Origin of the sequence: Kribbella sp. NPDC051137, assembly GCF_040682535.1 — a bacterium.
GTDB classification, from domain to species: Bacteria; Actinomycetota; Actinomycetes; order Propionibacteriales; family Kribbellaceae; genus Kribbella; species Kribbella karoonensis.
Genome location: NZ_JBFBBI010000001.1, coordinates 1,408,014 through 1,420,124 on the forward strand (window position 1 = coordinate 1,408,014; position 12,111 = coordinate 1,420,124).

Sequence of the window (12,111 nt, forward strand, 5' to 3'; positions counted from 1 at the left end):
CCTCGAGTCTGTCACCGCGACAGTTCGGCGCTTACCGAACCTTCTGTGCGGCTGCCTCGTCCAGCAGCCACAGGGTGCGGTTCCGCCCCTTCGGGTGCGCGGCGGGGACGTCGCCGTCGGCCAGCGCCTTCGCGACCGCGTCGGCCTTGTCCTCGCCCGACACGACGAACCAGACCTCGCGCGCCCGGTCGAGCAACGGCAGCGTCAGTGACACACGCGTCGGAGGCGGCTTCGGCGAGTCGTGTACGGCGACCGCCGCTACGTCCGTCACCGCGACCTGCGGGTACCCGGGGAACAGCGAAGCAACATGCCCGTCGGGACCGACCCCGAGCATCAGTACGTCGAACGTCGGCGACCCGGCCGCTTCGAGCTCAGCTGCGTACGCCGTGGCTGCCGCCTCCGCGCTCTGACCGGTGTCGGCGGGCATCGGGTGGACCCGCGCCGGGTCGACGTCCAGTGCCGACAGGAAGGCCTCCCGGGCCTGGGTCTCGTTCCGTTCGGGGTCGCCGGCGGGCAGGAACCGCTCGTCACCCCACCAGAACTCGACCCGGTGCCAGTCGACCTCGACCCGCGCCGGAGACTCGGCGACCGCCTGGTACACCTTCGCGGCCACCCGGCCGCCGGTGAGCACGACCTGTGCGACGCCGCCGGTGCTCTGCGCGTCGACGATCGCGGTGATCAGCCGTTCCGCCACCGAGAACGCCAGGTCCTCGGCGTCGGGACGAATCACCAGCTCCGGATCCACAGTCATCGCTTGCTCCCGGCAACCTTCTTCGCGGCGGTCTTCTTGGTAGCACTCTTCTTCGCGGCGGTCTTCGTGGCCGCGGTCTTCTTGGCAGCCGTCTTCTTCGCCGGAGCCTTCTGCGCGACGACCTTCCGGTCGGCCACCTTCTCGGCGACGACCTTCTTGGCTGCCGCGGACGCCTTCACCGGCTCCGACTTCCGCGCCGTCTCCGTGACCTTCTTCTGCTCGGCCGGCATGCTGTCCCGCTCCACCATGCACGCGAGCGTCTTCGCGTACACGTCGTCCGGGTCCAGCCGCCGCAGCTCCTCGCTGAGCAGCTCGGACGTCGTACGCCGCTTCAACGCCACCGGCCGGTCCGGCTGCCCCGGCACGCTGAACGTCGCCACCGCACCGTCCGGCCGGGTCAGCGCGATCGGCCCCGACGGCGTGAACAGCCGTACGGCGGTCACGCCCGGACCGCGCGACGTCCGCTGCTCCACCGGAACCTTCAACCGGGACTGCAGCCACGCCGCCATCAGGTCCGCGCTCGGGTTGCCGCGCGCCGCCGACACCTCGGCGCCGGTCACGCGTGTCGGGTACTGGTCCAGGGCGGCCGCCATCAACGCCCGCCACGGCGTCAGCCGCGTCCACGCGAAGTCGGTGTCGCCGGGTGCGTACCCCTCGGCCCGGGCGCTGTAGTCGACCGACGCCCGCCGGGTGGCGGCCGCGTCGGTCACCCGCCGCCGGCCCAGCTTGCCCAGCGGATCCTCGGCCGGAATACGCGGCCCGCCGCCCGGCCACCACACGATCACGGGCGAGTCGGGCAGCAGCAGCGGCGTGATCACGGACTCCGGCACCTTCGCCAGCTCCCCGTGCAGCCGCAGCAGCACCGCCTCGCCCGGAATCCCTTCACCCACACGGACTTCGGCGTCCAGGCCGGGCGCGCCCTTGCCGGGCCGCAGGATCGCGACCAGCACCCGGGACGGGTGCTCGCGGCCGGCCTCGTTGGCGGCCTTCATCGCGTCGTGGTGGGACGCCTCGTCGACGACCACCACGATCGTGCCGACCATGCCCATCGCCGGCGATCCGGCGTTCCGCCGCGCCCTCAGCAGCGCCGACGCGATCTCGCTCGACGTGGTATCGGTCAGGTCGATGATCATGGCCGCCTCCAGGCACGTCCGTCGCGGGCGAGCATCTCGTGCGCCGAGTCCGGGCCCCAGTCGCCGGACGCGTACTGCTCCGGCTTGCCGTGCCGGGCCCAGTAGTCGAGCACCGGGTCGAGGATCTTCCAGCCGAGCTCGACCTCGGTGTGCTGCGGGAACAGCGGCGGATCACCGAGCAGTACGTCGAGGATCAGCCGCTCGTACGCCTCGGGGGAGGACTCGGTGAACGAGCCGCCGTACGCGAAGTCCATGTTCACGTCGCGGATCTCCATCGAGGTCCCCGGCACCTTGGCGCCGAACCGGACCGTGATGCCCTCGTCGGGCTGGATCCGCAGTACCAGAGCGTTCTGGCCGAGCTCTTCGGTCTCGGTCTTGGTGAACGGCAGGTGCGGCGCGCGCTTGAACATCACCGCGACCTCGGTGACCCGGCGGCCGAGCCGCTTGCCGGTCCGCAGGTAGAACGGGACGCCCGCCCATCGCCGGGTGTCGACGTCGACCCGGAGCGCCGCGAACGTCTCGGTCGCGGAGTCGGACGGGATGCCGTCCTCCTGCAGGTAGCCCTTCACCTTCACGCCACCGGCCCAGCCGGCGGCGTACTGCCCGCGGGCGGTGTGCAGGTCCAGCCGCTCCGGCAGTGTGACCGCGTTCAGGACCTTCTTCTTCTCCTGCCGCAGCGACCACGCGTCGAAGCTGACCGGCTCCTCCATCGCGATCAGCGCGAGCAGCTGGAGCAGGTGGTTCTGGATCACGTCCCGGGCGGCGCCGATGCCGTCGTAGTACCCGGCGCGGCCGCCGATGCCGATGTCCTCGGCCATCGTGATCTGCACGTGGTCGACGTAGTTGCTGTTCCAGATCGGCTCGAACATCGCGTTCGCGAACCGCAGCGCGAGGATGTTCTGGACCGTCTCCTTCCCCAGGTAGTGGTCGATCCGGAACACCGCCTCGGGCGGGAACACCGACTCGACAACCTGGTTCAGCTCACGGGCGCTCTTCAGGTCGTGGCCGAACGGCTTCTCGATCACCACCCGCCGCCAGGAGCCGGGCTTCTCGTCGGTCAGCCCGTGCTCGGACAGCTGCCGGACCACCTCCGGGAACAGGCCCGGCGGGATCGACAGGTAGAACGCGTGGTTGCCGCCGGTGCCGCGGGTGACGTCGAGCTCGTCGACGGTCTCCCGCAGCCGCTTGAACGCCTCGTCGTCGGTCAGGTCGCCCGGCACGAACCGGAAGCCCTCGGAGAGCTGCTGCCAGACCTCCTCGCGGAACGGCGTCCGGGCGTGCTCCTTCACCGAGTCGTGCACGATCTGGGCGAAGTCCTGGTTGGTGTAGTCCCGGCGGGCGAACCCGACCAGCGCGAAACCCGGGGGCAGCAGTCCCCGGTTCGCCAGGTCGTAGACCGCCGGCATCAGCTTCTTCCGGGCCAGGTCGCCGGTGACCCCGAAGATCACCAGGCCGCACGGCCCGGCGATCCTCGGCAGCCGCCGATCCTGCGGATCCCGCAAGGGGTTGACCGGACCTGTCGGCTCTTCGTCGAGCTCAGCGGTCATAGCCACTTTCCTCCCGTGTCAGGTGGCTCTACTTGAACAGCGACAGCAGCTGCTGTACGCCGGAAGCGACGTCGGTGAGGTGCAGCCGCAGCACCGGACGTCCGCGCTCCGCCAGCACGTTCGCGTCCCCCGCGGCCTGCGCCGAGATCAGCGTGCCGAACGTGAACGGCCGGTCGGGGATCTCCACGTCCGTCGGATGCGCGCCGGTGATCTGCAGGTACACGCCCTCCGGGTGGCCGCCCTTGTGGTACTGGCCGGTCGAGTGCAGGAACCGCGGGCCCCACCCGAAGGTGGTCGGACGGCCGGTCTTGGTGGCCAGCGCCGGCCGGATCGCCAGCAGGTCGGCGTCCCGCTCGGAGTCGAGGTACGCCATCACTGCCACGTAGCCGACGGAGTCGAGCTTGCCGAGCAGCGCGTCGACCGCACCCCGCAGCGAGTCGACGCCGTCCAGCAGCCCCTCGGAGCCCCGGACCTCGACGGCGCCCTCGGTGAAGGCCGCGGCCTCCGGCTTCGGCTGCGCGTCGAGCAGACCACGCGCGGCCTTCTTCGCGCTCTCGACGTCCGGCTGGTCGAACGGGTTGATGCCGAGCAGGTACCCCGCGACCGCCGTCGCCGTCTCCCACAACAGCATCTGCCCGCCGAGCGACCCCGACGTCAGCGCGGTCGGTACACCGCTGGTCGCCTTGTCCGCGAGCAGCGCGTTGGTCAGGTCCGCCGCGTCGCTGCGCAGCTCCGGCGCGGTCACCTCGACCGCGACCGGCAGTACGCCGGTGCCGTTCTTGCCGGTGCTCTCCGCGATCAGCTGCTCGGCCCAGTCCGGGAAGCCGACGATGTCGGACCCGTCGGCCGTGATGATCGCCTTGTCCCGGCCCGCGCTGGCCGCGAGCACGGCACCCAGCCACAGGGCCGGGTTGTCGGTCGAGTCGGCCTGCAGCGCCGGGGCTGCCTCGGCCGCCTGGTCGAGCAGCTCGGCGATGTCGGCACCGGCCAGACCCGACGGCACCAGGCCGAACGCGGTCAGCGCGCTGTACCGGCCGCCGATGTTCGGGTCGGCGAGGAACGTCTTGCGGTAGCCCTCGTCCTTCGACAGCTTCTCGAACGGCGAACCCGGGTCGGTGACGACGACGATCCGCGACGCCGCGTCGATCCCGGCGTCGGTGAACGCCTTCGCGAAGGTACGCCGGTGGCTGTCGGTCTCGACCGTCCCGCCGGACTTGCTCGACACCACGATCACGGTCTTCGACAGGTCTCCGTCGAGCGCACGCCGCACGACGCTCGGGTCGGTCGAGTCCAGGACCACGAGCTCGACGCCCGCGGTCCGGGTGATCACCTCCGGCGCGAGCGACGAGCCGCCCATGCCGGACAGCACGATCCGGTCCAGGCCCTCGGCGCGCAGGTCGGCCTGCAGCGCCTCGATCTCGGCCAGCAGCGGCCGCGAGGTCTCGTGCAGATCGACCCAGCCGAGCCGGATCGACGCCTCGTGCTCGGCTTCCGGGCCCCAGATCGTCGCGTCCTTCGCGGCGATCCGGGAGGCGATCTTCTCGGCCACCAGCTTGTCGACGACCTCGGACCAGTCGCCGTTCTGGGTGGATACCTTCGGAGTCGTCACTTGGCGGCCGCCTTCAGGGCCGCGGTGACGGTGTCCTGGAGCTCCGACCAGGAGGCGTCGAACTTCGCGACACCCTCGTCCTCGAGCACCTGCACGACCTCGTCGTACGAGATCCCCAGCCGCTCCAGGTCGTCGATCACCTTGCGGTCGGCCGCGTAGTCGCCGCGGACCGTGTCACCGGTGATCTCGCTGTGCTCCTCGACCGCCTTGATGGTTGCCTCGGGCATCGTGTTCACGACGCCCTTGGTGACCAGGTTGTCGACGTACAGCGTGGGGGAGTACGACGGGTCCTTGGTGCCGGTCGACGCCCACAGCGGGCGCTGCGGCTTCGCGCCGGCGATCTCCAGCTCCCGCCAGCGGTCGGTGTCGAAGATCTCCTCGTACGCCTGGAACGCGAGCCGCGCGTTGGCGATCGCGGCCTTGCCCTTCAGGGCCTTCGCCTCGTCGGTGCCGATCGCGTCCAGCCGCTTGTCCACCTCGGTGTCCACCCGGCTGACGAAGAACGACGCCACACTGGCCATCTTGCTGACGTCATGGCCGTTCTCGACGGCCTGCTCCATGCCGGAAAGGAACGCGTCGGCGACGGCCTTGTAGCGGTCGAGGGAGAAGATCAGCGTCACGTTGACGCTGACCCCGGCGGCGAGCGCCGCGGTGATGGCGGGCAGCCCGGCCTTGGTGGCCGGGATCTTCACGAAGATGTTCTCCCGGCCGACGATGTCCCACAGTTCCTTGGCCTGCCGGATGGTGCCCTCGGTGTCGTGCGCGAGGCTCGGCTCGACCTCGATCGACACCCGGCCGTCCTGCGCCTCGGTGTCGTCGTAGGTCGGCTTGAAGACGTCGGCGCCGTCGCGCACGTCGCTGGTGGTGATCACCCGGATCGCCTCGTCGGTGGAGACGCCCTGCGCCGCCAGCTTGCCGATCACCTCCGAGTACGCGTCCGCGTCCGAGATCGCCTTGGCGAAGATCGTCGGGTTCGTGGTCACGCCGGTGACGTGCTTGTCCTCGATCAGCGCCCGCAGGCTGCCGCTGGTCAGCCGCTCGCGGGACAGGTCGTCGAGCCAGATGGAGACACCCGCGTCGGCGAGTGCTTTCAAGCGATCGTTCATGATTCCGATGCCTTCTTCCGGATGTTCTCTGGTGGTGTCAGTTGGCGTCGGCCGGTCCGACCGGCCCGGCGGCGGAACGACCGGGCGGGACACCCGGACCGCTGATCTGCGCGGCGGCGGCGATGCTGTCCTTCGCAGCCTGGACGACGGCCTCGGTGGTGATCCCGAACTCGTCGTACAGCGTCTGGTACGCCGCGGACGCGCCGTAGTGCTCCAGGCTGACCGACCGGCCGGCGTCACCCACGATGTCGTGCCAGCTCTGCGCGATCCCGGCCTCGACCGAGACCCGGGCCCGGACGCCGGCCGGGATGACCGACTCGCGGTACCCGTCCTCCTGCTCGTCGAACCACTCGCGGGACGGCATCGAGACGACCCGGGCGTTGACGCCCTCCTCGGCCAGCTTGGCACGGGCCTCGACGGCGATCTGCAGCTCGGAGCCGGTGCCGATCAGCACCACGTCCGGCGTGCCCTCGGTGTCGAGCAGCACGTACGCGCCCTTGCGGACGTTCTCCGTCGTGGCGAAGCCGTCGGTGCCGCGCGGGAAGGTCGGCACGTTCTGCCGGGTCAGGACCAGGCCGGCCGGACGGTCGGTGTGCTCCAGGATCGCCTCCCAGGCGGCGGCCGTCTCGTTCGCGTCACCGGGGCGGACGACGTCCAGGCCCGGGATCGCCCGCAGCGCCGAGAGGTGCTCGATCGGCTGGTGCGTCGGGCCGTCCTCGCCGAGGCCGATCGAGTCGTGCGTCCACACGTAGGTGACCGGCAGCTTCATCAGCGCGGCCAGCCGGACCGACGGGCGCATGTAGTCCGAGAAGACCAGGAAGGTACCGCCGTACGGACGGGTCAGACCGTGCAGGGCGATGCCGTTCAGGACCGCGCCCATCGCGTGCTCGCGGATGCCGAAGTGCAGCACCCGGCCGTACTCGTCGCCGGAGAACTCCTTGGTCGAGTACTCCGCCGGGATGAACGACGGCTGGCCCTTCGGGGTGGTGTTGTTCGAGCCGGCGAGGTCGGCCGAACCGCCCCACAGCTCGGGCAGCTCCGGCGCCAGCTTGGTCAGCACCTCACCGGACGCGGCGCGGGTCGCGACACCCTTGGCGTCGGCGTCCCAGCTCGGCAGCGCGTCCTGCCAGCCGGCCGGCAGCTCCCGCTTCCGCAGCCGGGCCAGCAGCTCGGCGCGCTCGCCGTCGGCCGCCTTCCACGCCTCGAAACCCTTGTCCCACTCGGCCTCGAGCGCCTTGCCGCGGTCCAGCGCCTTGCGGGTGTGTGCGATCACGTCGTCCGCGACCTGGAACGTCTGCTCCGGGTCCCAGCCGAGCACCTTCTTGGTGGCCGCGACCTCGTCGGCGCCCAGTGCCGAGCCGTGGATCTTGCCCGTGTTCTGCTTGCCCGGCGAAGGCCAGCCGATGATCGTGTGCAGCCGGATGAAGCTCGGCTTGTCGGTGACCGCCCTGGCCGCCTCGAGCGCGTCGTACAGCGCCTGGACGTTCTCCTCGTAGCCGGTCCCGCCGTTGGTCCAGTCGACGTCCTGGACGTGCCAGCCGTACGCCGCGTAGCGGGCCGCGACGTCCTCGGACAGCGCGATGTCGGTGTTGTCCTCGATCGAGATCTTGTTCGCGTCGTAGATCAGGGTCAGATTGCCGAGCTTCTGGTGCCCGGCCAGCGAGGAGGCCTCGGACGCGACGCCTTCCTCGATGTCGCCGTCGGACGCGATCACGTAGATCTGGTGGTCGAACAGGCTCTCGCCCTTCGGCGCGTCAGGGTCCAGCAGGCCGCGCTCGCGGCGGGCCGCCATCGCCATCCCGACCGCGTTGCCGACGCCCTGGCCGAGCGGGCCGGTGGTGGTCTCGACGCCGGGGGTGTGCCGGTACTCAGGGTGGCCCGGGGTCCTGCTGCCCCAGGTCCGCAGCGCCTTCAGGTCGTCCAGCTCGAGGCCGAAGCCGGCCAGGTACAGCTGGATGTACAGGGTCAGGCTGGAGTGGCCCGCGGACAGCACGAAGCGGTCGCGGCCGGCCCAGTGCGGGTCCGCCGGGTTGTGCCGCATCACCTTCTGGAACAGCAGGTACGCCGCGGGCGCCAGGCTCATCGCCGTACCGGGATGTCCGTTTCCGACCTTCTCGACCGCATCCATCGCGAGCACCCGCACGGTGTCGACCGCGCGCTGGTCGAGCTCGGTCCATTCAAGCTTGGTCTTCTCCGTCACGCCGGCGGCGCTCCTCTCGATGGAATTCTCCGGGGTACCCGTTCAGGATGAGCCTACTGTGACGAGGACCGTCCGCTGGGTACCACTCGACTGTTTGTCAACCGTTCAGCTCAACGGCCTGTTCCCGGACGTCTGCGAGGTCACACCCGCACATCGGAGGGGGGTGGCAGAACCCTCCTACGGGGCGTCGTAGACTGCTGAATCGTCAGCGCCGGTCCGCCGGCGTCAACCCAGATCTGTTCGAGGTGTTCGTGACGGCCGTCGACCCGCGTCCCGCCGCGACGACGTCGTACCCGACGCCGCTGCCGGACGCTACTGCTGCATCAGCAGCAACAGTGAGTCCGTCGGTGCGCGACGTGGTGAAGGCGTACGTCGGTCTGACCAAGCCGCGCATCATCGAGCTGCTGCTGGTGACCACGGTGCCGGTCATGTTCCTGGCCGCCGACGGCGTGCCGGGGCTCCGGATCGTGGTCGCGACGCTGATCGGCGGCATCCTGGCCTCCGGCAGCGCGAACACGATCAACTGCGTGTTCGACCGGGACATCGACGAGCAGATGCGCCGGACCCGGCGCCGCCCGCTGCCGCGGCACGCGGTCAGCCCGCGGTCCGCGACCGTCTTCGGCGTGGTGCTCGGCCTGCTGGCCACCCTGGAGCTCGGCTTCTTCGTGAACTGGCTGTCCTCCGGCCTCGCGCTGGCGGCGAACCTGTTCTACGTCTTCGGCTACACGATGGTGCTCAAGCGCCGGACCGTGCAGAACATCGTGTGGGGCGGGATCGCCGGCTGCTTCCCGACCCTGATCGGCTGGACCGCGGTCACCGGCAAGCTGGCCTGGACGCCGGTCGTGCTGTTCCTGGTGGTGTTCTTCTGGACCCCGCCGCACACCTGGTCGCTGGCGATGCGGTACCGCGAGGACTACGCGGCGGTCGACGTACCGATGCTGCCGGTGGTCGCCACCCCGGTCGCCACCGCCCGGCAGATCATGGCGTACTCGGTGATCATGGTCGCCACCTCGATCGCGCTCTGGCCGATCGGCGGCACCGGCTACGTGTACCCACTGGCCGCGATCGTGCTCGGCTTCGTGTTCCTCCGGGAGGCTCGCCGGCTGTTGCTCCGGGCCCACACCGGTGCCGACGGCGCGGCGTTGCGGCCGATGCGGCTGTTCCACTTCTCGAACATCTACCTCGCGCTGCTGTTCATCGCGGCCGCGATCGACCCGCTGCTGCGCTGAGATTCCGCTGAGGTTTTCCGCGTCCTCCCGTTGACCTTCCTGTGATCTTTTGTTGCCATGGTCAGGTCTGTGGAGGGGGTTCCACGCCTGGGGAGACTCGATTTCGGAGGCTTCAGGGGGATTCATGGGGGTACGAACACGCATTGCCGCACTCGCGGCGCTCGCACTGGCCGGATCGGTCCTGGTCGCAGGACAGGCCGACGCCGGCGGGGCTCACTCGAGCCTGAAACCGATCGCGACCGGATTGAACGGGCCGCGCGGAGTCTCGACGTACAAGAATCTGGTCATGTACAGCGTCACGGACGGTTCCGTGTACGCGACCAACGGCCACCGGACCTGGAAGCTCGGCACGGTGCCGGGCACGGGCGGGTTCCCACCGGCGATCGACACGAACAGGTGGGGCGTCACCTACGCCCTGACCGGGGCCGGCGGCGAGCCGGGCCAACCACCGGTGCCGGGCAGCTCGACGCTCTACAAGCTGTGGCGGGGTAAGGCGATCAAGGTCGCCGACATCGCCGCGTACCAAGCGCACGACCCGGACCCGTACGACCTGGAGAACAACCCGACGGACTCGAACCCGTTCGGGGTCGCGACGCTGAACGACGGCACGGTCCTGGTGTCCGACGCGGCCGGCAACGACCTGCTCCGGGTCTGGCCGAACGGCCACATCGTCACGGTGGCACGGCTCAAGCCGCGCACCGTCAAGGTCCCGGCCGGGCTGCCCGCCAAGGATCCGGACGGCAACCCGCTGCCGCCTGCCGGTACGCCGATCCCGGCCGAGGCGGTCGCCACCTCGGTGACGGTCGGCTCGGACGGCTACTGGTACGTCGGCGAGCTCCGCGGCTTCCCGGCGACGCCCGGGACGTCGGAGATCTGGCGGATCCGACCGGGCTCGGTGGGCGCGACCTGCGACCCGGTGAAACCGTCGAAGGGCAAGTGCCAGCGGTACGCCGACGGCTACACGTCGATCGTCGACCTGGCCGGAGGCCCGCACGGAACCTTCGCCGTCGTCCAGCTGGACAACGCGAGCTGGCTGCAGTTCGAACTCGGCGGCCCGACGGTCGGCGGCCTGTTCCTGCAGTACCCGGGCCGGCACCACCAGGCCGGGTACAAACGGGAACTCGTCCGTGGACAGCTCAACCTGCCGGGCGGCACGGCCTTCGACCGGTGGGGCGGCCTGTACGTCGCCGGCCCGGTCTTCGGCCCGGGCGCCGTCTACAAGGTGCGGTACAGGTAGTAGCCGGTTGTCAGCGTCGGGGCGCCACGCCGTAGCGGTCGTGGCGCCCCGACGTCGTGTGATGCCCGGATGGCCAGTTCTGGCCGTGGCCTATGTGGGCCACAGATGTTGCTGGACACCCTGATGTAGCGCTGGCGAAACTGCTTGCGCGTCGTGCCGTGCGGTGAGATCCGGCGCGCTATCAGGGAGGGGTTCGGCATGCGGACTGGGGCTGACCTGTCGATCCTCGGAATCAGTGAGTTCGAGGAACGGGCGTACCGGATCCTGCTGCGCCGGCCGGGCCTGACCGTGAACGGGCTGGCGGACCGGATCGGATCGCCGGCCGGACGGGTTCGCCGCGCGGTCGCCCGGCTCGAGCAGACCGGGCTGATCACGCGGTCGCCCTTGCCCACACCCCGGTTGTTGCCGGTCGCGCCGGATGCCGCGATCGGAGCGCTGGTACGCCGGCACGAGTCCGACCTCGAGCGGATCCGCGCACTGGCGACGGCCTGGGTCGCCGACTTCCGCGCGGGTCGCAGTACGGGGCCGACCGAACTGATCGAGGTCGTCGTCGGTGCCGACACGGTGCTGAGCCGCTTCGACCAGCTCCAGCGCGCCGCCGTCGAGGAGGTGCAGGTCCTGGACACTCCGCCGTACGTGCGTGCGGCGGGGCCGGACACCAATGCCGTCGAGTTCGAGGTGCTCGCGAGGGGCGTGACCTGCAAGGCGATCTACGACCGGGCCGCACTGGAACAGGCGCCGAACGCGGTGACCGCGATCTTGCGGTACGTCGCTGCCGGCGAGCAGGCCCGGGTAACGTCCGAGCTGCCGCTGAAGCTGGCGACCTTCGATCGCCGGACGGCGTTCATCCCACAGTCGATCGATCACGGCGACATCGCCAGCGCGATCGTCGTCCACCCGTGCAGCCTCCTCGACGTACTGCTGCTGGTTTTCGACCAGCTGTGGCAACAGGCGACGCCCCTGACCGCTCACGGTTCGCTACGAGCCGCCGAGGAGAACGGGACGTTCGAACCGGCCGAGCAGGATCGGCGCGTCCTGGTCCTGCTCGCCAGCGGGATGAAGGACGAGGCCATCGCGCGGCACCTGGGCTGGAGCCATCGAACCACCCGGCGGCGGATCGCGGCACTGATGGCGGCCCTCGGGGCCGAGACGCGGTTCCAGGCCGGTTTGCTGGCCTCCCGGGCGGGCTGGTTGTGAGCCGGGCAACCCGACGGGAATGTCCCGCCGGACGAGTGAGCGAGGGGTGAGGCGTGCAACGCACGAGAAGGATACGAAACGGCTTGATGAGAAGACATCGCG

General features: G+C 70.3%; 9 protein-coding genes. 3 read left to right on the forward strand and 6 right to left on the reverse strand.

Annotated features, from left to right (window positions below; all coding sequences use genetic code 11):
- Positions 1-31: 31 nt before the first annotated feature.
- From pgl to tkt, 6 genes are read right to left on the reverse strand one after another with little or no spacing between them, the layout of a single operon-like run.
- Positions 32-751: a 6-phosphogluconolactonase gene (gene pgl, locus AB0M51_RS06690; RefSeq protein WP_344196593.1), complete on the reverse strand. Its 720-nt coding sequence runs from the start codon at positions 749-751 to the stop codon at positions 32-34.
- Positions 748-1,884, reverse strand: a complete 1,137-nt coding sequence (locus tag AB0M51_RS06695; protein ID WP_344196591.1) for a glucose-6-phosphate dehydrogenase assembly protein OpcA — start codon at positions 1,882-1,884, stop codon at positions 748-750. The genes pgl and AB0M51_RS06695 overlap by 4 nt, the downstream gene beginning before the upstream one ends.
- Positions 1,881-3,431 carry a glucose-6-phosphate dehydrogenase gene (zwf, locus tag AB0M51_RS06700; RefSeq protein ID WP_344196590.1) on the reverse strand — a complete coding sequence of 517 codons (1,551 nt, stop codon included), beginning with the start codon at positions 3,429-3,431 and terminating at the stop codon, positions 1,881-1,883. Before zwf ends, AB0M51_RS06695 begins: the two co-directional genes overlap by 4 nt.
- A 28-nt stretch (positions 3,432-3,459) precedes the next feature.
- Positions 3,460-5,040 (reverse strand): glucose-6-phosphate isomerase, encoded by a 1,581-nt coding sequence (locus AB0M51_RS06705; protein ID WP_344196588.1) that lies wholly within the window; start codon positions 5,038-5,040, stop codon positions 3,460-3,462.
- Positions 5,037-6,146 (reverse strand): transaldolase, encoded by a 1,110-nt coding sequence (tal, locus tag AB0M51_RS06710; RefSeq protein ID WP_344196587.1) that lies wholly within the window; start codon positions 6,144-6,146, stop codon positions 5,037-5,039. The genes AB0M51_RS06705 and tal overlap by 4 nt, the downstream gene beginning before the upstream one ends.
- Before the next feature lie 37 nt (positions 6,147-6,183).
- Entirely contained in the window at positions 6,184-8,346 is a 2,163-nt protein-coding gene (gene tkt, locus AB0M51_RS06715) for a transketolase (protein ID WP_344196585.1), read from the reverse strand.
- Between the two features lie 302 nt (positions 8,347-8,648).
- Between tkt and AB0M51_RS06720 the strand changes: the two genes are divergently transcribed.
- From AB0M51_RS06720 to AB0M51_RS06730, 3 genes are all read left to right on the forward strand, one after another.
- On the forward strand, positions 8,649-9,575 hold the full coding sequence (locus AB0M51_RS06720; RefSeq protein WP_344197139.1) for a heme o synthase: 927 nt from the start codon (positions 8,649-8,651) through the stop codon (positions 9,573-9,575).
- Between the two features lie 124 nt (positions 9,576-9,699).
- Complete coding sequence (locus AB0M51_RS06725) at positions 9,700-10,812, forward strand: ScyD/ScyE family protein (RefSeq protein ID WP_344196583.1); 1,113 nt, start codon at positions 9,700-9,702, stop codon at positions 10,810-10,812.
- Between the two features lie 198 nt (positions 10,813-11,010).
- Positions 11,011-12,009: a helix-turn-helix transcriptional regulator gene (locus AB0M51_RS06730; protein WP_363748383.1), complete on the forward strand. Its 999-nt coding sequence runs from the start codon at positions 11,011-11,013 to the stop codon at positions 12,007-12,009.
- The last annotated feature ends 102 nt before the right edge of the window (positions 12,010-12,111 follow it).

Coding starts and splice junctions, on each gene's coding strand:
- pgl (WP_344196593.1), bottom strand. CDS start 751: ATGACTGTGGATCCGGAGCTGGTGATTCGTCCCGACGCCGAGGACCTG.
- AB0M51_RS06695 (WP_344196591.1), bottom strand. CDS start 1,884: ATGATCATCGACCTGACCGATACCACGTCGAGCGAGATCGCGTCGGCG.
- zwf (WP_344196590.1), bottom strand. CDS start 3,431: ATGACCGCTGAGCTCGACGAAGAGCCGACAGGTCCGGTCAACCCCTTG.
- tal (WP_344196587.1), bottom strand. CDS start 6,146: ATGAACGATCGCTTGAAAGCACTCGCCGACGCGGGTGTCTCCATCTGG.
- AB0M51_RS06725 (WP_344196583.1), top strand. CDS start 9,700: ATGGGGGTACGAACACGCATTGCCGCACTCGCGGCGCTCGCACTGGCC.
- AB0M51_RS06730 (WP_363748383.1), top strand. CDS start 11,011: ATGCGGACTGGGGCTGACCTGTCGATCCTCGGAATCAGTGAGTTCGAG.